The sequence below is a fragment of the Pseudomonas tructae genome, from assembly GCF_004214895.1.
Classification (GTDB): domain Bacteria; phylum Pseudomonadota; class Gammaproteobacteria; order Pseudomonadales; family Pseudomonadaceae; genus Aquipseudomonas; species Aquipseudomonas tructae.
In genome coordinates this window covers 1555836-1574555 of record NZ_CP035952.1, presented here as the reverse complement: position 1 = coordinate 1574555, position 18720 = coordinate 1555836, and the positions used below count along the sequence as shown (strand labels likewise).

17 protein-coding genes are annotated in these 18720 nt (G+C 62.8%); 11 read left to right on the top strand and 6 right to left on the bottom strand.

Annotation, left to right across the window (positions count from 1 at the left end):
* Nucleotides 1-5: 5 nt before the first annotated feature.
* Together EXN22_RS07170 and EXN22_RS07165 are read right to left on the bottom strand one after the other, a co-directional pair.
* A complete protein-coding gene (locus EXN22_RS07170) occupies nt 6-1628 on the bottom strand; it encodes a methyl-accepting chemotaxis protein (RefSeq protein ID WP_130263405.1) in 1623 nt (540 codons plus the stop codon).
* 130 nt (nt 1629-1758) lie between these two features.
* Entirely contained in the window at nt 1759-2478 is a 720-nt protein-coding gene (locus EXN22_RS07165; protein WP_130263404.1) for a tellurite resistance TerB family protein, read from the bottom strand.
* A gap of 187 nt (nt 2479-2665) precedes the next feature.
* Between EXN22_RS07165 and ydcS the strand changes: the two genes are divergently transcribed.
* The 8 genes from ydcS (at nt 2666) to EXN22_RS07125 (ending at nt 10635) form a co-directional block, all read left to right on the top strand.
* A complete protein-coding gene (ydcS, locus tag EXN22_RS07160) occupies nt 2666-3817 on the top strand; it encodes a putative ABC transporter substrate-binding protein YdcS (protein WP_130263403.1) in 1152 nt (383 codons plus the stop codon).
* Between the two features lie 64 nt (nt 3818-3881).
* Nucleotides 3882-4922, top strand: coding sequence for an ABC transporter ATP-binding protein (locus tag EXN22_RS07155; protein WP_130263402.1), 1041 nt, complete (start codon nt 3882-3884; stop codon nt 4920-4922).
* A gap of 1 nt (nt 4923) precedes the next feature.
* On the top strand, nt 4924-5850 hold the full coding sequence (locus EXN22_RS07150) for an ABC transporter permease (RefSeq protein ID WP_130263401.1): 927 nt from the start codon (nt 4924-4926) through the stop codon (nt 5848-5850).
* Entirely contained in the window at nt 5840-6646 is an 807-nt protein-coding gene (locus EXN22_RS07145; RefSeq protein WP_130263400.1) for an ABC transporter permease, read from the top strand. Before EXN22_RS07150 ends, EXN22_RS07145 begins: the two co-directional genes overlap by 11 nt.
* Before the next feature lie 19 nt (nt 6647-6665).
* The gene (locus tag EXN22_RS07140) at nt 6666-8090 is read left to right on the top strand and encodes a gamma-aminobutyraldehyde dehydrogenase (RefSeq protein ID WP_130263399.1); all 1425 of its coding nucleotides are present in this window, start codon (nt 6666-6668) and stop codon (nt 8088-8090) included.
* Nucleotides 8091-8103: 13 nt separating this feature from the next.
* Nucleotides 8104-9966 (top strand): NAD(P)-binding protein, encoded by a 1863-nt coding sequence (locus EXN22_RS07135; protein WP_130263398.1) that lies wholly within the window; start codon nt 8104-8106, stop codon nt 9964-9966.
* An 85-nt stretch (nt 9967-10051) separates the two neighbouring features.
* Nucleotides 10052-10306, top strand: coding sequence for a type II toxin-antitoxin system HicA family toxin (locus EXN22_RS07130; RefSeq protein ID WP_130263397.1), 255 nt, complete (start codon nt 10052-10054; stop codon nt 10304-10306).
* On the top strand, nt 10303-10635 hold the full coding sequence (locus EXN22_RS07125; protein WP_130263396.1) for a type II toxin-antitoxin system HicB family antitoxin: 333 nt from the start codon (nt 10303-10305) through the stop codon (nt 10633-10635). The genes EXN22_RS07130 and EXN22_RS07125 overlap by 4 nt, the downstream gene beginning before the upstream one ends.
* 53 nt (nt 10636-10688) lie before the next feature.
* Here the strand turns inward: EXN22_RS07125 and EXN22_RS07120 are convergent, their stop codons facing one another.
* The 3 genes from EXN22_RS07120 to EXN22_RS07110 all read right to left on the bottom strand — a co-directional run bounded on the left by EXN22_RS07120 (nt 10689) and on the right by EXN22_RS07110 (nt 14216).
* The gene (locus EXN22_RS07120; RefSeq protein ID WP_130263395.1) at nt 10689-11795 is read right to left on the bottom strand and encodes an NADH:flavin oxidoreductase/NADH oxidase; all 1107 of its coding nucleotides are present in this window, start codon (nt 11793-11795) and stop codon (nt 10689-10691) included.
* Between the two features lie 117 nt (nt 11796-11912).
* Nucleotides 11913-13622, bottom strand: a complete 1710-nt coding sequence (gene recJ / locus EXN22_RS07115; RefSeq protein ID WP_130263394.1) for a single-stranded-DNA-specific exonuclease RecJ — start codon at nt 13620-13622, stop codon at nt 11913-11915.
* 54 nt (nt 13623-13676) lie between these two features.
* A complete protein-coding gene (locus EXN22_RS07110; protein WP_130263393.1) occupies nt 13677-14216 on the bottom strand; it encodes a YaeQ family protein in 540 nt (179 codons plus the stop codon).
* 130 nt (nt 14217-14346) lie between these two features.
* Here EXN22_RS07110 and EXN22_RS07105 point away from each other — a divergent pair, with 130 nt between their 5' ends.
* The 3 genes from EXN22_RS07105 to EXN22_RS07095 all read left to right on the top strand — a co-directional run bounded on the left by EXN22_RS07105 (nt 14347) and on the right by EXN22_RS07095 (nt 17463).
* Nucleotides 14347-15546, top strand: coding sequence for a CaiB/BaiF CoA transferase family protein (locus EXN22_RS07105; RefSeq protein WP_130263392.1), 1200 nt, complete (start codon nt 14347-14349; stop codon nt 15544-15546).
* A gap of 40 nt (nt 15547-15586) precedes the next feature.
* Complete coding sequence (locus EXN22_RS07100) at nt 15587-16465, top strand: TIGR02285 family protein (RefSeq protein ID WP_130263391.1); 879 nt, start codon at nt 15587-15589, stop codon at nt 16463-16465.
* A gap of 335 nt (nt 16466-16800) precedes the next feature.
* Complete coding sequence (locus EXN22_RS07095; RefSeq protein WP_130263390.1) at nt 16801-17463, top strand: response regulator; 663 nt, start codon at nt 16801-16803, stop codon at nt 17461-17463.
* Between the two features lie 7 nt (nt 17464-17470).
* On the opposite strand, the gene EXN22_RS07090 is transcribed toward EXN22_RS07095, so the two are convergent.
* Entirely contained in the window at nt 17471-18691 is a 1221-nt protein-coding gene (locus EXN22_RS07090) for an EAL domain-containing response regulator (RefSeq protein ID WP_130263389.1), read from the bottom strand.
* Nucleotides 18692-18720: the final 29 nt, after the last annotated feature.

Below are 18720 nucleotides of genomic sequence, written 5' to 3'. Positions count from 1 at the left end.
GCAGGTCAGACTTTGAACCGCGACACGCCGCCACGCAGGCCGGTGGCCACCTGGCTCAGCTCGTCGATGGCAAAGCTGGCCTGGCGCAACGACTCCACCGTCTGGCTGCTGGCGTCGCCCAGTTGCGCCAGGGCGTGGTTGATCTGCTCGGCGCCAGTGGCCTGGGCCTGCATGCCTTCGTTGACCATCAGCACCCGTGGCGCCAGGGCCTGGACCTGATGAATGATCTGGGTGAGCTGCTCGCCGACCTGCTGCACTTCGAACATGCCGCGGCGCACTTCCTCGGAAAACTTGTCCATGCCCATGACCCCGGCGGACACCGCCGACTGGATCTCGCGGACCATCTGCTCGATGTCATAAGTGGCCACTGCGGTCTGGTCGGCCAGACGCCGCACTTCGGTGGCGACCACGGCGAAACCGCGGCCGTATTCACCGGCCTTTTCTGCCTCGATGGCGGCGTTGAGCGAGAGCAGGTTGGTCTGGTCGGCGACCTTGACGATGGTCACCACCACCTGGTTGATGTTGCCGGCCTTCTCGTTGAGGATCGCCAGCTTGTTGTTGACCAGGTCGGCCGCGCCCATGACCTGGTGCATGGTTTCTTCCATGCGCGCCAGACCTTGCTGGCCGGAGCCTGCGAGGATCGAGGCCTGGTCGGCGGCGGACGTCACTTCGGTCATGGTCCGCACCAGGTCGCGAGAGGTCGCGGCGATTTCCCGCGAGGTGGCACCGATTTCGGTGGTGGTGGCGGCCGTTTCGGTGGCGGTCGCCTGCTGCTGCTTGGAGGTGGCGGCGATCTCGGTCACCGAGGTGGTGACCTGCACCGACGAGCGCTGGGCCTGGGACACCAGGTTGGTCAGTTCGCCCATCATTGCGTTGAAGCCGGTTTCCACCGCGCCGAATTCGTCCTTGCGGTCCAGGTTCAGGCGCACGCTGAGGTCGCCGCCGCTGAGTTTGTCCAGGGCATGGACGATCCGCTGCATCGGTGCGGAGATCGCACGCATCAGCACCAGGCCGCAAAGGGTCGCGGCGACAATGGCCAGCAACAACGAGACGATCATGCTGAACTTGGCCGTGGCCACGGCGCTGACGATGGAATCGGTGGCGTTCTCGGCGGAATGGCGATTGCGCTCGATCACCCCGTTCAGGTGTTTGCGGCCATCGACCCAGGCCGGCGTCAGAACCTCGGCGAGCAGGCGCTGGGCCTCGGCATAATCCTGCTTGCGGTAGGCCTGCAGCACGGTATCGACCGCTTTGAGGTAGGCCACCTCGAGCTGGCCGAACTGGTCAAAGCTGGCCTGGTCGTCCTTTTCACGGATGGTTGTCTGATAGCTGGCCATGTGCTGCTTGAGGCGCTCTTCAAAGCCCTTGTACAACTCCATGTCGGCCGAGGTGATCTCGCGGTGGTTGCTCAGCCCCACCAGTTGCTGGGTCAACACATAACTGTCGACCCAGGCGCTACGGATCATGGAGCTGTAGTAGACGCCAGGGATGCTGTCGGTTCGCACCGCTTCCTCGCCGGACTCTATGGCCACCAGTCGCGAATAGGCGGCGACCACCATCAGCGACATGATGGCGATAATCACGGCGAAGCTCGCCAGGATCCGTTGGCGCAAGGTCCAGTTTTTCACAGTCAGCCCTCAAATATTCTACGCGAGCAGGAAAAATGGGCAGAGTATAGCCCAGCGACTGCGCGCATTTGCGGCTGACTTAACGGCTGGATCAGGCCAAACGGGCTAGATACTGGCCATTAGCCCGATTTCATTGACCGGCAGCAAGTTTTACCTGATTTTCCAGCTCGATCTTGAGTGCCGGATCGAGCTTGAGCTGGCGCGCCAGTTCATCCAGGTAGGCGCGCTCCATGAAGTGCTCCTCGTCCACCAGCATGACGCTGGCGATGTACATCTCGGCGGCCATTTCCGGGGTGCTGGCGGCGCGCGCGACATCGGCCGGGTCAAGCGGCTTGTTCAGCTCGGCGTGCAGCCAGTGCTGCAGCTCCTGGTCACTGGAGAGCTTGACGAATTCGCCTTCGATCAACGCCCGCTCGCGCTCATCGACATGGCCATCTGACTTGGCTGCGGCCACCAGCGCCTTGAGGATCGCCTGGCTGTGTTGCTCGGCCTGGGCCGGCGGCAGGCGGTCGAGGGTTTGCGGCTCGCCCTGGGCCGTTGCGCCCTGCTTGGCCTGCCAGTTGCCATAAGCCTTGTAGGCGATCACCCCAAGGGCGGCCAGGCCACCGTAAGTCAGGGCCTTGCCGCCGTACTTGCGGGCCTTCTTGCTACCCAGCAGCAACCCCATCGCACCTGCAGCCAAGGCACCGCCCCCAGCACCGGAAAGCAGGCTGCCAAGGCCACCACCGCCCTTGCCGCCAAGCAAGTCGCCAATACCGCCGGTTTTGCCGGCGGCACCTTTGCCGGCCTGGTTCTGCAGCAGGTCCTGGCCGGATTTGAGCAGTTGATCGAGCAAGCCACGGGTGTTCATGAGGCATCTCCAGGGGAGCAAATAAACCCCAAGAGTACTGCTGCTGGCTGAAGCGAAGCTGAATGCATTTGCTTCCAGATGTTGCCCAAGACCGGGCTACGCTGGAGCCAGGCAACAGCGACTACGCTTAAACCAGCTATACCTGCACTTTCACTGCCCCGCGATAATTCCAACAAGAGGGAACACCATGTTCGTGCACAAAACCGCCATGCTCTGCGCCCTGAGCACCGCCCTGCTGGCCAGCGCCAGCCTGCAGGCCGCCGACCCCTTGAAAGCCGTGGGCGCCGGCGAAGGCCAACTGGATATCGTCGCCTGGCCGGGTTACATCGAACGCGGTGAAAGCGACAAAGCCTACGACTGGGTGACTGGCTTCGAGAAAGAATCCGGTTGCAAGGTCAACGTCAAGACCGCCGCCACCTCCGACGAGATGGTCAGCCTGATGACCAAGGGCGGCTATGACCTGGTCACCGCCTCCGGTGACGCCTCGCTGCGGCTGATCGCCGGCAAGCGTGTGCAGCCGATCAACACTGCGCTGATCCCCAACTGGAAGAACCTCGACCCTCGGCTCAAGGATGGCGCCTGGTACGTGGTCAACCAGCAGGTGTACGGCACGCCCTACCAGTGGGGCCCGAACGTGCTGCTGTACAACACCAACGTGTTCAAGCAGGCGCCCACCAGTTGGGGCGTGGTCTTCGAGCCGCAGAACCTGCCGGACGGCAAACCGAACAAGGGCCGGGTCCAGGCCTACGACGGGCCGATCTACATCGCCGATGCCGCGCTGTACCTGAAATCGGCCAAGCCCGAACTCGGCATCCAGAACCCTTATGAACTGAACGAAACCCAGTACAAAGCAGTGCTCGACCTGCTACGCCAGCAGCAACCGCTCATCCATCGCTATTGGCATGACGCCACGGTGCAGATGAGCGACGTCAAGAACGAAGGCGTGGTCGCCTCCAGTTCCTGGGGCTACATGGTCAATGGCCTGCAAGCGGACAAGCAACCTGTGGCCTCGACCATCCCCAAGGAAGGCGCCACCGGCTGGGCCGACACCACTATGCTGCACAGCGAAGCCAAGCACCCCAACTGCGCCTACAAGTGGATGGACTGGTCGCTACAGCCCAAGGTCCAGGGAGACGTCGCCGCCTGGTTCGGCTCGTTGCCAGCGGTTCCGGCGGCGTGCAGCGGCAGTGAACTGCTCGGTGCCGAAGGCTGCAAGACCAATGGGTTCGACCAGTTCGACAAGATTGCCTTCTGGAAGACCCCTCAGGCTGAAGGGGGCAAGTTCGTGCCCTATAGCCGCTGGACCCAGGACTATATTGCGATCATGGGTGGCCGTTAGGGCCTCATCGCGGGTCAAGCCCGCACACAGAGCGGGCTTGCCGGTTTTCCTGGAGCTTTGCACCATGACCCTTGCAGTGCAGTTCACCAATGTCTCGCGAACCTTTGGCGAGGTCAGGGCCGTTGACCAGGTGTCGATCGACATCCACGACGGCGAGTTCTTCTCGATGCTCGGCCCCTCGGGGTCGGGCAAGACCACCTGCCTGCGCCTGATCGCAGGCTTCGAGCAACCCAGTGCCGGTTCGATCCGTATTCATGGCGAAGAAGCGGCGGGCTTGCCGCCCTACCAGCGCGACGTCAATACGGTGTTCCAGGACTATGCCCTGTTCCCGCACATGAACGTGCGCGACAACGTCGCTTATGGGCTGAAGGTGAAAGGCGTGGCCAAGGCTGAACGTCACGCCCGCGCCGAAGAAGCCCTGGCCATGGTCGCCCTGGGCGGTTATGGCCAACGCAAGCCGGCCCAGCTCTCGGGCGGCCAGCGCCAACGCGTGGCCCTGGCCCGGGCGCTGGTCAACCGCCCACGGGTGCTGCTGCTCGACGAACCGCTGGGGGCACTGGACCTGAAGCTGCGCGAGCAGATGCAGGGCGAGCTGAAAAAACTGCAACGCCAGTTGGGCATCACCTTTATCTTCGTCACCCATGACCAGACCGAAGCGCTGTCGATGTCGGACCGCGTCGCCGTGTTCAATCGCGGCCGTATCGAGCAGGTCGATACCCCGCGCAACCTCTACATGAAACCGGCAACCACCTTTGTTGCCGAGTTCGTCGGCACCTCCAACGTGTTGCGCGGTGCACTGGCGCAACAGCTCAATGGCAGCCAGCAGCCGTTCTCGATCCGCCCGGAACACATTCGTCTGGGTGATCAACCGGCCGCCAGCAACGAAATCCAGGTCAGCGGCCGGCTTCACGATATCCAGTACCAGGGCAGCGCCACCCGCTACGAGCTGCAGCTGGACAACGGCCAGTTGCTCAGCATCAGCCAGGCCAATAATCAATGGCAGGAACACGCCACGCCCTGGCAACCCGGCCAACGCCTGCAGGCGTGTTGGGCCCGCGAGGCGATGACGGCGCTGCAGGAAACCTTGCCCGGCGAGGGGCACTGACATGAGCCAGGCCACGCCGACAGCCACGCGGCGCTTGTCCAACCTGCTCTACCGGCGGCCCAACCTGTACCTGGCGCTGCTGCTGGTACCGCCGCTGATCTGGTTCGGCGCAATCTACCTTGGCTCGCTGTTGAGCCTGCTGTGGCAGGGCTTCTATACCTTCGACGACTTCACCATGGCGGTGACCCCGCAGTTGACCCTGGGCAACTTCACCGCCCTGTTCAACCCATCGAACTTCGACATCATCCTGCGCACCCTGAGCATGGCCATTGCCGTATCCATCGCCAGTGCCACCCTGGCCTTCCCGATCGCCTATTACATGGCCCGCTACACCAGCGGCAAGACCAAGGCGTTCTTCTATATCGCGGTGATGATGCCGATGTGGGCCAGCTACATCGTCAAGGCCTACGCCTGGACCTTGCTGCTGGCCAAGGGCGGCGTGGCCCAGTGGTTCGTCCAGCAACTGAGCCTTGCACCTGTGCTGCAGTTCATTCTCGAGATTCCCGGGGTGGGTGGCAGCACCCTGTCGACCTCGCACCTGGGGCGTTTTCTGGTGTTCGTCTATATCTGGCTGCCGTTCATGATCCTGCCCATCCAGGCTTCACTGGAGCGCCTGCCGCCATCATTGCTGCAAGCCTCGGCAGACCTTGGTGCCAGGCCGCGGCAGACATTTACCCAAGTGATCCTGCCGTTGTCGGTACCGGGTATTGCCGCAGGTTCGATCTTCACCTTCTCACTGACCCTGGGCGACTTCATTGTCCCGCAACTGGTCGGCCCGCCCGGCTACTTCATCGGCAGCATGGTCTACGCCCAGCAGGGCGCCATCGGCAACATGCCCATGGCCGCCGCGTTCACCCTGGTACCGATCGTGCTGATCGCCATCTACCTGTCGATGGTCAAACGCCTGGGGGCCTTCGATGCACTCTGAGCGCGCCTCGATCGGCCTGCGCCTGGCGGCCTGGGGCGGGCTGGTGTTCCTGCACTTCCCGATCCTGATCATCTTCCTCTATGCCTTCAACACCGAGGACGCCGCCTTCAGTTTTCCGCCCCAGGGTTTCACCCTGAAGTGGTTCAGCGTGGCGTTCTCGCGCCCGGATGTGCTGGAGTCGATCAAGCTGTCGCTGCAGGTCGCCTGCCTGGCCACGCTGATCGCCCTGGTGCTTGGCACCCTGGCTTCGGCGGCGCTGTACCGGCGCAGCTTTTTCGGCAAGGAAAGCATTTCGCTGATGCTGATCCTGCCCATTGCCCTGCCCGGGATCATCACCGGCATCGCCCTGCTGTCGGCGTTCAAGACCTTGGGCATAGAACCGGGGATCTTCACCATCGTCGTCGGTCACGCCACCTTCTGCGTGGTGATCGTCTACAACAACGTCATTGCACGCCTGCGGCGTACCTCACAGAGCCTGATCGAAGCCTCGATGGACCTGGGTGCCGACGGCTGGCAGACCTTCCGCTACATCGTGCTGCCCAACCTTGGCTCGGCATTGCTGGCCGGCGGCATGCTGGCTTTTGCCCTGTCGTTCGATGAAATCATCGTCACCACCTTCACCGCCGGCCACGAACGCACCTTGCCGATCTGGCTGCTCAACCAGTTGAGCCGGCCGCGCGATGTGCCCGTCACCAACGTGGTGGCCATGCTGGTGATGCTGGTGACCATGCTGCCGATTCTTGGCGCCTATTACCTGACCCGTGGCGGCGAAAGCGTTGCCGGCAGCGGCAAATAACTCCTGGAGGAGCAAAACCATGCAAACCCGACTGTTGATCAACGGCCAACTGGTTGAAGGCGAAGGCGCAAGCTATCCGGTACTCAACCCGGCGCTGGGCACGGTGCTGGTGGAGGTCAACGAGGCCAGCGAGGCCCAGGTCGATGCCGCCGTGCGCGCCGCCGACCGCGCCTTCGACAGCTGGTCGCAGAGCACGCCCAAAGAGCGCTCGCTGTTGCTGCTCACGCTTGCCGACACGATCGAGGCCCACGGCGAAGAGCTGGCCCGGCTGGAGTCGGAGAACTGCGGCAAGCCCTATGCCGCCGCGCTCAACGACGAGATCCCGGCCATCGCCGATGTGTTCCGATTTTTTGCGGGCGCTACCCGCTGCCTGGGCGGCTCGGCGGCGGGCGAATACCTTCCGGGGCATACTTCGATGGTCCGCCGCGACCCGCTGGGCGTCGTCGCCTCCATCGCACCCTGGAACTACCCGCTGATGATGGTGGCCTGGAAGATCGCCCCGGCACTGGCTGCCGGCAATACCGTGGTGCTCAAGCCCTCCGAGCAGACGCCGCTGACCGCCTTGCGCCTGGCCGAACTTGCCAGCCAGTTATTCCCCGCCGGCGTGCTGAACATCCTCTTCGGTCGCGGCCCGAGTGTCGGCACGCCGCTGGTGACCCACCCCAAAGTGCGCATGGTGTCGCTGACAGGTTCCATCCCCACGGGCGCCAACATCATCGCCAGCACCGCAGGCAGCGTGAAGCGCATGCACATGGAGCTGGGCGGCAAGGCACCGGTGATCATCTTCGATGATGCCGATATCGACGCCGCAGTCGACGGTATCCGCACCTTCGGTTTCTACAACGCCGGCCAGGACTGCACGGCGGCTTGCCGGATCTATGCCCAGAGCGGCATCTACGAGCAGTTCGTCAACAAGCTCGGCAAAGCCGTAGCCAGCATCAAGTGGGGTTTGCAGAACGACCCGGACACCGAACTCGGCCCGCTGATCACCGCCCAGCATCGCGACCGGGTGGCGGCCATGGTCGAACGGGCGATTGCCCTGCCGCATATCCGCCTGGTGACCGGTGGCAAGTCGGTGGCCGGTGATGGCTTCTTTTTTGAACCCACAGTGCTGGCCGATGCCCAGCAGGACGACGAGATCGTCCGCCGTGAAGTGTTCGGGCCTGTGGTCTCAGTGACCCGTTTCGACGATGAAGAGCAAGCCCTGGCCTGGGCCAAAGATTCGGACTACGGCCTGGCGTCGTCGCTGTGGACCGCCGACGTCGGTCGCGCCCACCGGGTCTCGGCGCGCTTGCAGTACGGCTGTACCTGGGTCAATACGCACTTTATGCTGGTCAGCGAAATGCCCCACGGCGGCCAGAAATTGTCCGGCTATGGCAAGGATATGTCCATGTACGGGCTGGAGGACTACACCTGCATCCGGCATGTGATGTTCAAACATTAAGGTAAGGACACCCATGGAAATCACCCGACGCGACTTCATCAACGGAGTCGCCATCGGCGTTGCAGCAGGCTTGACCCCGCTGCAACTGCTTCAGGCTGCGCCCAGCGCTCGCTACTATCCACCGGCACTGACCGGCTTGCGCGGCAGCCATGTCGGCGCGTTCGAAGTCGCCCACCAGATGGGCTGGGAGAAGAAAACCTTCGAAACCGACGCCCTGCCAATCAGCGAAAAATATGACCTGGTGGTGGTTGGCGGCGGCATCAGCGGCCTGGCGGCAGCTTTCTTCTACCGCGAAAAGCATCCCGCAGCAAAGATCCTGATCCTCGAGAACCACGACGATTTCGGTGGCCATGCCAAGCGCAACGAGTTCAGTGCAGGCGGCAGGATGATCCTCGGCTATGGTGGCAGCGAAGCCTTCCAATCGCCCAATCACCTGTACAGCAAAGAGGTCAATGGCCTGCTGCAAAAGCTCGGGGTGGATATCAAGCGCTTCGAAACCGCCTTCGACCGCAGCTTCTATCCGGACCTGGGCCTGTCGCGCGCGGTGTTCTTCGACAAGCAAACCTTTGGCGAAGACAAACTGGTCAGCGGCGACCCAACGCCGATGGTCGCCGATGACATCGCCCCCGAGCAGCTCAACGCCCGACCTGTTCGCGAGTTCATCAACGACTTCCCGTTACCAGAGCAAGACCGCAAGGCTTTGATCGAGCTGCACGAGGCGCCCAGAGACTACCTGGCCGGCAAGTCGCTCGAGGACAAGACCGCCTACCTGGAAAGCACCAGCTACCGCGACTTTCTGCTCAAGGACGTAGGCCTGTCGCCAACAGCGGTGAAGTACTTCCAGGGCCGTACCAACGATTTCATGGCCTTGAGCATCGATACCGTGGCCGCCGCCGATGCCTATTACGTCGGCTTTCCCGGTTTTGCCGCGATGAACCTGGAGCCGGTCAGCGAGGAAGCCAAGGCGGAGATGGAGGAGCCCTACATCTATCACTTCCCCGATGGCAACGCCTCGGTAGCTCGCTTGCTCGTGCGCAGCCTCATACCAAAGGTGGCGCCAGGCAACAACATGGAAGATATCGTGCTCGCCAACTTCGACTACAGCCAGCTCGACCGCCCCGGGCAGCCGGTGCGCCTGCGCCTGAACAGCACGGCCGTCAGCGTGCGCAACGTCGATGGCGCTGTCGATGTCGGCGTAAGCCGCGGCGGGCAACTGACCCAGGTGCGCGGCAAGCACTGCATTCTGGCGTGCTACAACATGATGATCCCCTATCTGTTGCGCGACCTGTCGGCTGAACAGGCCCACGCCCTGAGCCAGAACGTCAAATTCCCGCTGGTGTACACCAAGGTCATCGTGCGCAACTGGCAAGCGTTCCAGAAACTTGGCGTGCATGAAATCTACGCCGCAACCCAGCCCTACAGCCGGATCAAGCTCGATTACCCGGTGAGCCTGGGTGGCTACGAGCACCCGCGTGACCCGGCGCAGCCCATCGGCCTGCACATGGTCTACGTGCCGACCAGCCCCGACAGCGGCATGAACAGCCGCGACCAGGCCCGCGCCGGGCGCGGACGGCTGTACGGTACCTCGTTCGAAGTACTGGAAAGCCAGTTGCGCGACCAGTTGCAACGCATGCTTGGCCCGGGCGGCTTTGACCACGACAAGGACATTCTGGCGATCACCGTCAACCGCTGGCCCCACGGTTATGCCTGCTTTAGCAATACCCTCTACGATGATCCCGAGCAAACCGAACAGTGGATAGCCCTGGCGCGCAAGCCGGTCGGCAAGGTCAGCATCGCCAACTCCGATGCGGCCTGGAGCGCCTATGCCCATGCGGCGATTGATGAGGCGTGGCGGGCGGTGGGGGAGCTGGGCTGAATCCAGGAGACCTCCTTCATCCACTAAAGCTTCGTCCTACGGCCGTCCCATTGCTGCATGGCTGACGGTATCATAGTCTGATACCATGAATAATAATCAGCGCAGTACGCTGAAGTCGATCTTCAGCAAACCGTTACCCAACAATCTGGAATGGGCTCGCATCGAATCATTACTGGTCGGTGCGGGGGCCCGGGTAATCGAAGGCAGAGGCTCGCGTGTGCGCTTCGAACTCAACGGGGTGATCGCGACGTTCCATCGCCCTCACCCGGATAAAGATGCCAAGCCCTATCAGATCCGCGATGCGCGGTTGTTTCTGGAACAGGCAGGAGTGACCCCATGAATGTCATGAACTACAAAGGCTATGCCGCCCGTATCGAGTACAGCGATGAAGACCAATTGCTAATCGGCCATGTCGCCGGCATACGCGATGTGATCGGCTTTCACGGGCAATCGGTTGCGCAATTGCGCAACGCTTTCGAAGAAGCCGTGGATGACTATCTCCAGACCTGTGCGCGCCTGGGACGTGAGCCGCAGAAAGCCTACTCCGGGAAACTGAGCTTGCGCCTGGAGCCGACGCTGCACGCCAGTGTCGCGCAAAAGGCTGAACTGGCTGACAAGAGCATCAACCAGTGGGTCAGCGATGTATTGAGCCAGGCGGCGCATGCCTGAGGGCCTCATCGCGGGGCAAGTCGGGTCGCCGCATCGCCGCTCCCACAGCTGACTCAATCGCGTAAATCGGACTCGTGTATCGGCTGTTCGCGGCTGGTTGCGCGCTGGTACTGCGCCGGCCACACCGCTTTGTTGCCACCCAGGTCGTCATCGGCGTGCAGCGGCCAGTAAGGATCGCGCAGCAACTCGCGGGCGAGGAAAATGATGTCGGCCTGGGCTGTGCGCAAGATGGTTTCAGCCTGCATAGGGTCGGTAATCATGCCAACCGTCCCGGTAGCGATCCCCGCCTCTTCGCGCACCTTGGCCGCAAACTGGGTCTGATAGCCCGGCCCAGTGGGAATCTCGGCCTTCACCGAGGTGCCGCCGGACGACACATCGATCAAATCCACGCCCAACGCTCTCAAGCGCTTGGCCAACTCCACGGTTTCATCCGGGTTCCAGCCATCCTCCACCCAGTCGGTGGCCGATAGCCGGACGAACACCGGCAGCTCTTGCGGCCAGACCTTGCGCACCGCTTCGCTCACTTGCAGGGTCAGACGGATACGGTTTTCGAAGCAACTGCCGTACTGGTCGCGCCGCTGATTGCTCAGGGGCGAAAGAAACTGGTGCAACAGGTAGCCATGCGCGGCATGCACCTCGACCACCTTGAAGCCTGCCTGCAGAGCGCGCCGGGCGGCATCGGCAAAGGCCTGAATGATCTCATCGATCTGCTCTTCGTTCAGTTCGGTCGGTGCGGTGTGCTCCGGGTCGAAGGCAATCTTCGAGGGCCCCACTGGTACCCAGCCGCCCTCTTCCACCTTGACACTGCCATGCTTGCCCAGCCAGGGCCGATGGGTGCTGGCCTTGCGTCCGGCATGGGCCAGCTGGATGCCTGGCACTGCGCCCTGGGCGGTGAGAAAACGAGTAATGCGTTGCAGCCCTGGGATCTGCTCGTCGTTCCACAAGCCCAGGTCCTGCGCGGTAATGCGGCCGTTGGCGGTCACCGCCGTGGCCTCGGTGAAGATCAAGCCCGCCCCCCCCACGGCGCGGCTGCCCAGATGCACCAGGTGCCAGTCATTGGCCAGGCCGTCGACACTGGAATACTGGCACATGGGCGACACGGCAATACGGTTGGGCAAGTTCAGATGGCGCAGGGTATACGGCGCAAGCAGCAGGCTCATGGGGCACCTCTCAAATCAAGTGGTAAGGCTCCAGGTGGTTGACCGGCCGACTACAGAATCTTCCCCGCAGGTTCTTCGACCCATCATTCGAAGCCTAGACCACTTTGCCCCGCGAGTTCAGCGCGGCTCGATATGCGCGATCATCAACTGCACGCTTTCCTGGCCGCGAAACTCGTTGACGTCGAGCTTGTAGGCCAGCTCAACCCAGCGCACCGTCGGGTTGGGCCAGACTTCGCGGTCGATGCCAAAGGCAATACCGTCGAGCTTGAGCGTACCGCACTCGCTCTTGAGCACCACCTTCAGGTGCCGCTCACCGACAACCCGCTGCTCGACCAGTTGGAACACGCCGTGGAACAACGGTTCGGGGAAGTGCTGGCCCCAAGGCCCGGCATGGCGCAAGGCACGGGCCAGCTCCAGGTGAAACTCCTCGACCGCCAGGGTTCCGTCGGAGAGCAGGCGGCCGGTGAGGTCTTCTTCACGCAACTGGCGGCGGGTTTCTTCGTCAAAGGCCTGGGCAAACGCCGGAAAGTTCTCGGCCGGTAGCGACAGCCCGGCGGCCATGGCATGCCCACCGAATTTGCTGATCAGTTGCGGATGACGCGCCGCCACGGCGTCCAGTGCATCGCGAATGTGAAAGCCCGGTACCGAACGTGCCGAACCCTTGAGCATGCCCTCTCCCGCATCGGCAAAGGCAATGGTCGGGCGGTGGTAACGCTCTTTGAGGCGCGAGGCGAGGATGCCGATCACCCCCTGGTGCCAGTCGGGCTCGAACAGGCACAGGCCGAACGGCATCGATTCCAGCGGCAGGTCCTTGAGCTGGGCCAGGGCTTCGCGCTGCATGCCCTGCTCGATAGACTTGCGGTCCTGGTTCAGTTCGTCGAGCTGACCGGCCATTTCCCGTGCCAGGTTGGCATCGTCGCTGAGCAGGCACTCGATGCCCAGGCTCATGTCGTCCAGGCGACCGGCGGCGTTGAGCCGTGGACCGAGAATAAAGCCAAGATCGGTGGAGGTGATGCGCAGGTGATCGCGGCGGGCCACCTCCAGAATGGCCTTGAGCCCCGGCCGCGCGCGCCCGGCACGAATTCGCTCAAGGCCCTGATGGACCAGGATGCGGTTGTTGGCATCCAGCGGCACCACGTCGGCAACGCTGCCCAGGGCCACCAGATCAAGCAGTTCACCGATGTTCGGTTGCGCCGCGTTGGCGTAATGGCCCAGGCTGCGCAAGCGCGCGCGCAAGGCCATCAGCACGTAGAAAATCACTCCGACGCCGGCCAGCGCCTTGCTCGGGAACTCGCAGCCCGGCTGGTTGGGGTTGACGATGGCATCGGCTGCCGGCAGTTCATGGCCGGGCAAGTGGTGGTCGGTAACCAGTACTTTAAGGCCTGCTGCCTTGGCCGCGGCCACCCCTTCGACGCTGGAGATGCCGTTGTCGACGGTGATCAGCAACTGCGGCTGGCGCTGCAGGGCCACCTCGACGATCTCCGGCGTCAGGCCGTAGCCGTACTCGAAGCGGTTGGGCACCAGGTAGTCGACATGGGCGGCACCGAGCAGACGCAGGCCAAGCACGCCGACGGTGCTGGCCGTGGCACCGTCAGCATCAAAGTCGCCGACGATAAGGATGCGCTGGCGTTCTGCTAGCGCCGTTACCAGCAGGTCGACCGCAGCCTCAATGCCCTTGAGCTGCTGGTAAGGCAGCAGGCGCGCCAGGCTTTTATCCAGCTCGGTTGCCGATTGCACGCCACGGGCGGCATACAGACGGGTCAGCAACGGTGGCAGGTCGCCAAGAAATGGCAGCGTGGACGGCAACGGGCGGGGATCGATACGCATGGGGCGATAGGGCTTCTCGTCAATCAGGAATGTTCGGCCGGGACGGATGGGCGATCAACGCTCGCCCATCAGCCACTGCAGCTGGACTTCGTGCTGGCCGCGGTCGTCGGTGACGAACACCGTACCTTCACTGATCATCACGTCCCACTTGATGGCGCGCGGCATGTCCTTGGCCAGGGTTTCCAGTACCTCCTGGGGTACGGCGGCGATGTTCAGGTTTTTCAGGTTCTTGACCCCAGGCAACACCTTGGTTTCCCACACCCGCAGGCTGCCATAGGCCAGCAGGCTGGTGCGCTCGGTGCGGCGCGAGCACCAGGTCAGGCGATCGGCATCCGGCTGGCCGACTTCGATCCAGTGCAGGATGCGATCGTCCAGGCTCTTTTCCCACACCGCTGCTTCGTCCACATCCGACAGGCCGCGACCAAAAGCCAACTGCTCGTTGTACCACAGGGCGTAAGCCAGCAGACGCACGGCCATGCGCTCTTCGGTTTCCGACGGGTGACGGGCGATGGTCTGCTTGACGCTTTCGTACACGCCACGATCGAGGTCGGTGAGGTTCAGTTCAAACTTGTAGGTGGTGGACGGCTGGGCCATGGACGGGCTTCTTGCGACAAGGAAAGTCGCCCAGTCTAACCGATCCGTATGTTCCTTGCGCCGCGGCAGTATCTGGGCGGCCTCAGCTATGATAAAAACGGAGGCCCTGACCCGCTGCCACGGATGCCTTATGCCTACGCCCAGCAAACCGCTCGCCGGCCTCAAAGTCATCGAACTCGGCACCTTGATCGCCGGCCCGTTCGCCTCGCGGATTTGCGCAGAATTCGGCGCGCAAGTGATCAAGGTCGAGTCACCCGATGGCGGTGATCCATTGCGCAAATGGCGCAAGCTGTATGAAGGCACCTCGCTGTGGTGGTTCGTCCAGGCCCGCAACAAGCAGTCGCTGACCCTCAACCTAAAACATGCCCAAGGGCTGGAGATTCTCAAGAAGCTGCTCACTGAGGCAGACATCCTGATTGAAAACTTCCGCCCCGGGGTGCTGGAAAAACTCGGCCTGGGCTGGGACGTGCTGCACGCCCTCAACCCAAAGCTGGTAATGGTGCGCCTGTCCGGCTTTGGCCAGACCGGACCGATGAAAGACCAGCCCGGCTTTGGCGCCGTCGGCGAGTCGATGGGCGGGCTGCGCTACATCACCGGGTTCGAGGATCGCCCTCCGGTACGCACCGGCATCTCCATCGGCGACTCGATTGCGGCCTTGTGGGGCGTCATCGGCGCGCTGATGGCCTTGCGTCATCGCGAGGTCAACGGTGGCCAGGGCCAAGTGGTGGATGTGGCCTTGTATGAAGCGATCTTCGCCATGATGGAAAGCATGGTGCCGGAGTTCGACGTGTTCGGTTTTATCCGTGAGCGCACCGGCAACATCATGCCCGGCATCACCCCCTCTTCCATTCATACCAGCGCCGATGGCAAGCACGTGCAGATCGGCGCCAACGGCGATGCGATCTTCAAGCGCTTCATGCAGGCGATCGGTCGCGACGACCTGGCCGACGATCCGACGCTTGCCAGCAATGACGGCCGCGACCTGCGCCGCGATGAGCTGTACACGGTGATCGACCGCTGGGCGCGGACACTGCCGCTGGATACGCTGGTGCAGGTGCTCAATGACGCCCAGGTGCCGGCCAGCCGCATCTACAGCGCCGAAGACATGTTCAGCGACCCGCAGTTTCTTGCCCGCGAGATGTTCCTGCAGGGCAAGCTGCCAGACGGCAAGCCGTTCAAGATGCCCGGCATCGTGCCCAAGTTGTCGGACACCCCGGGCTCCAGCGAATGGGTCGGCCCTGAGCTGGGCGCCCACACCGACCAACTGCTGGCCCAACTTGGCTACGATGCTGCGGCCATTGCCCAGCTGCGAGCGCAAGGTGCGGTCTGAACACATCGCTTGATTCCCATACAAGGGTGGAGACCTGGACATGACCTATGGCTGGATGCGTCGTGGGTTGCCGTTGTTGCTAGGCATGTTGCTGAGCCTTGGCCTGCCCGCGTCGGCATCGGCCAAGGAGCGTTTGTTCTGGTTGCTGCGCGACTTGCCGCCACTGACCATTTTTGAAGGCACAGGCAAGGGCCAGGGGGTAATTGATCAGTTGCTGCCGCTGCTGATCGAACAGATGCCCGAGTACGATCACAGCATCCTCAGGGTCAACCGCGCACGGGGCATCCAGATGCTCCAGGGCTCAACCTTCACCTGCGACCCTACCCTGCTGTGGACACCCGAGCGGGCGCGCTATGTGCACTTCTCGATACCCAGCCTGGGCATACTCAGCAGTGGCCTGGTGGTCCGGCGTAAGGACCAGCGCCTGCTCGAACCCTATCTGCAGGGCAATCAGGTCGACCTGCGTACCCTGCTCGGCAGCACCTCGCTCAAGCTCGGTGTAGTTGCCCAGCGCAGTTATAGCCCGGCCGTGGATGAACTGCTCAAGACCCTGCCCGACAGCACCCTCAGCCGCCACTATGGCAATGACGCGGTAACCAGTCTGCTGCAAATGCAGCAGCATGACCGCCTGCAACTGGTGCTCGGTTACTGGCCTGAAGTGCGCTACCTGCTGCAGCAGCAAGGCTGGCCCACCGATGACTATGCCTTCTACCCGATCCAGGGCGTCGAGCAGTACCAGTTGTTGCGCGTCGGCTGCTCCAACACGCCCTTGGGACGTGAGGCCATCAGCCATATCAACACGCTGTTGCTGCCGCTGCGCAATGACACCTTGCCGGATCTGTACGCCCAGTGGCTGGCACCGCAAATGCGTGAGCAGTACATGCACGACAGTCTGCGCCTGTTTGGCGAACAGCACTGAACCCTGACCTGACTCGAACCCCAGGCAAAAAGAAACCCCGAACGGTGGGGAGGCCGCCCGGGGCTAAACACAAGCCCATCGGGGCCTGGCACGACAGCTTCACGACATCGGAGCAAAATCCCGATCAGCTGCCCTTGTAAGGTCTGATTGCCCTCGCCGGCAAAGGTTCCATCATGCCCCGGCAGACAGATCGAAGTCACACCCGGTGCCCAGGCGTACCAGCCTGACTAGATAAGGCGCCAATGCTGCGCCGAGCAACAATCTGATACATTCCACCTCACTCATTGTTTACCTACCTGCCCAGAAGGGGTCTATCAACGGCTCGGAGCCTGCCTGTGATCAATCCTGCCCCAGGTGAACTGCGGATCATCCTTGCCGATGACCACCCGATCTTTCGCATCGGCTTGCGCGCCGTACTTGAACAGATTCCAGCGCTGCGGGTGATCGCCGAGGCTGGCAGCCCGCTGGAGCTCACCACGTGCCTGCAAACCCTGGAATGCGACGTTCTGGTAACCGACTTCATGATGCCGGTCGAGGAGCAGAACGATGGCCTGAAGCTGCTCGAACAACTGCGCCGGCACTACCCGCAGCTCCCCATCCTGGTGGTCACCATGCTCAACAATGCCGGGTTGTTCCGGGCCATGCTGGCCCTGGGCGTCAATGGCCTGCTGAGCAAGGCCAGCCTGGCCGACGAACTGCCGCAGGCAATCGCGCGCCTGCGCCACGGCAAGACCTTTCTCGCCGAGTCGGTACAGCAATTGTTGTTGCAAGATGGCGCGGTTCGCGAGGACCTGGTTCGTCACCAGGCGGCGTTGTCACCGCGGGAGCTGGAAGTTGCGCGCCTGCTGGCCGTCGGCCATACGGTCGGGCAGATCGCCGCCCTGCTCAACCGCAGCAAGCAGACCGTCAGCAGCCAGAAGGTCAATGCCATGCGCAAGCTCGGCCTGGCCAATGATGCCGCGCTGTATCTCTATCTGCAGGAGCATGGCTTGAGCTGACGCCGGTTCAGGCTCTGCGGCGAAGGCCGGCTTCGCCTGGCTCACGCGCCAGTATCCATTGGCACAGGGCGTCACCGGGCATCGGCCTGGCAATGAAGTAGCCCTGCATGACCGGGTTGCCCAGGGCCTTGATCGCCATCAGGTCATCCACCGTCTCTACGCCTTCAACCACCACCTTCAGTTCCATGCGCCGGGCCATGATCAATGCGCCCGCTACCACCGCCGCCTTGCGACCGTCCTCGGCCATGCCGCGGACGAACTCGCTGGGCAGCTTGAGTTCGCTGAATGGCAGTTCCAGCAGGCGCTGCAGATTGGAGACGCCCATGCCGAAGTCGTCGATGGACAATTGGCAGCCGAGGATACGCAGGTGCAGCAAGCCCTCGAGCTGGCGACTGTCGAGCTGGCAGCCATCGGTCTCGATGACTTCCAGGGTCAAGGCACTGGCCGGCACAGCATGACGCTTGAGCAGGGCAACCACCTGCTCGGCGAAATCGACTTGAACCAGCATTTGCGGAGCGATGTTCACCGCCACCGGCAAGGCTTGCCCACCCCGCAATTTCACCTGGGCACTGAAGGCCAGGGCCTGGTCGAGCACATGCCAGCTGAGCATCTCCAGCAGGCCAGCGCCCTCGACCAACGGGAAGAACTGCCCCGGGCTGAGCAGGCCAAGGCGCGGGTGCTGCCAGCGCACCAGCGCCTCGACCCCGGCCAGGCCGCCGTCGAAAGCCACTTTGGGTTGATAGTGCACCACCCATTGCGCCTTGCTTTGCGCCACCTCGGCGCCGGACAGGGCCAGCAGTTCGGTGTGCCCGGGTGGCGCAAGCGCCTGCGCGCAGTCGTCCGGTTCATCCAGATAACGCCGTAGTAGCTTGTGCAACGACACGCTGCAGGCTGGCTTCTGCATGCAGCCGAGCACGCGCAGCCCCAACTGCCGGGCCAGGTCGCCGACACCATCGAGTACCGCGCGCTCGGCACCACTGAGGATGATCAGGGCCGATGCCAGGCCGCTGTCGGCCAGGTGGCGGATCAGCTCCAGGCCATCCTGACCGTCCAGGTGCAAATCGCAGATGGCAATATCGACACGACCACGGCGCGACAAGGTCTGCCGTGCACCTTCGACCGACTCTGCAGTGAGCACATCGAAGACGCCATTGGCGTTGAGCATCTGATGCAAGGCCATCAGTTGGAATGGATGATCCTCAAGAATCAGAACCTTCAGTGAGTGCATGAGCTTTTCCCCGCAGTAGCCGAACCGTA

Bases quoted from the DNA above. Each gene is read 5' to 3' on its own strand.
- EXN22_RS07125 (WP_130263396.1), top strand. From the start codon at position 10,303: ATGAATGTCATGAACTACAAAGGCTATGCCGCCCGTATCGAGTACAGC.
- EXN22_RS07120 (WP_130263395.1), bottom strand. From the start codon at position 11,795: ATGAGCCTGCTGCTTGCGCCGTATACCCTGCGCCATCTGAACTTGCCC.
- EXN22_RS07150 (WP_130263401.1), top strand. From the start codon at position 4,924: ATGAGCCAGGCCACGCCGACAGCCACGCGGCGCTTGTCCAACCTGCTC.
- ydcS (WP_130263403.1), top strand. From the start codon at position 2,666: ATGTTCGTGCACAAAACCGCCATGCTCTGCGCCCTGAGCACCGCCCTG.
- EXN22_RS07165 (WP_130263404.1), bottom strand. From the start codon at position 2,478: ATGAACACCCGTGGCTTGCTCGATCAACTGCTCAAATCCGGCCAGGAC.
- EXN22_RS07145 (WP_130263400.1), top strand. From the start codon at position 5,840: ATGCACTCTGAGCGCGCCTCGATCGGCCTGCGCCTGGCGGCCTGGGGC.
- EXN22_RS07135 (WP_130263398.1), top strand. From the start codon at position 8,104: ATGGAAATCACCCGACGCGACTTCATCAACGGAGTCGCCATCGGCGTT.
- EXN22_RS07100 (WP_130263391.1), top strand. From the start codon at position 15,587: ATGACCTATGGCTGGATGCGTCGTGGGTTGCCGTTGTTGCTAGGCATG.
- recJ (WP_130263394.1), bottom strand. From the start codon at position 13,622: ATGCGTATCGATCCCCGCCCGTTGCCGTCCACGCTGCCATTTCTTGGC.
- EXN22_RS07110 (WP_130263393.1), bottom strand. From the start codon at position 14,216: ATGGCCCAGCCGTCCACCACCTACAAGTTTGAACTGAACCTCACCGAC.
- EXN22_RS07105 (WP_130263392.1), top strand. From the start codon at position 14,347: ATGCCTACGCCCAGCAAACCGCTCGCCGGCCTCAAAGTCATCGAACTC.
- EXN22_RS07155 (WP_130263402.1), top strand. From the start codon at position 3,882: ATGACCCTTGCAGTGCAGTTCACCAATGTCTCGCGAACCTTTGGCGAG.
- EXN22_RS07090 (WP_130263389.1), bottom strand. From the start codon at position 18,691: ATGCACTCACTGAAGGTTCTGATTCTTGAGGATCATCCATTCCAACTG.
- EXN22_RS07140 (WP_130263399.1), top strand. From the start codon at position 6,666: ATGCAAACCCGACTGTTGATCAACGGCCAACTGGTTGAAGGCGAAGGC.
- EXN22_RS07130 (WP_130263397.1), top strand. From the start codon at position 10,052: ATGAATAATAATCAGCGCAGTACGCTGAAGTCGATCTTCAGCAAACCG.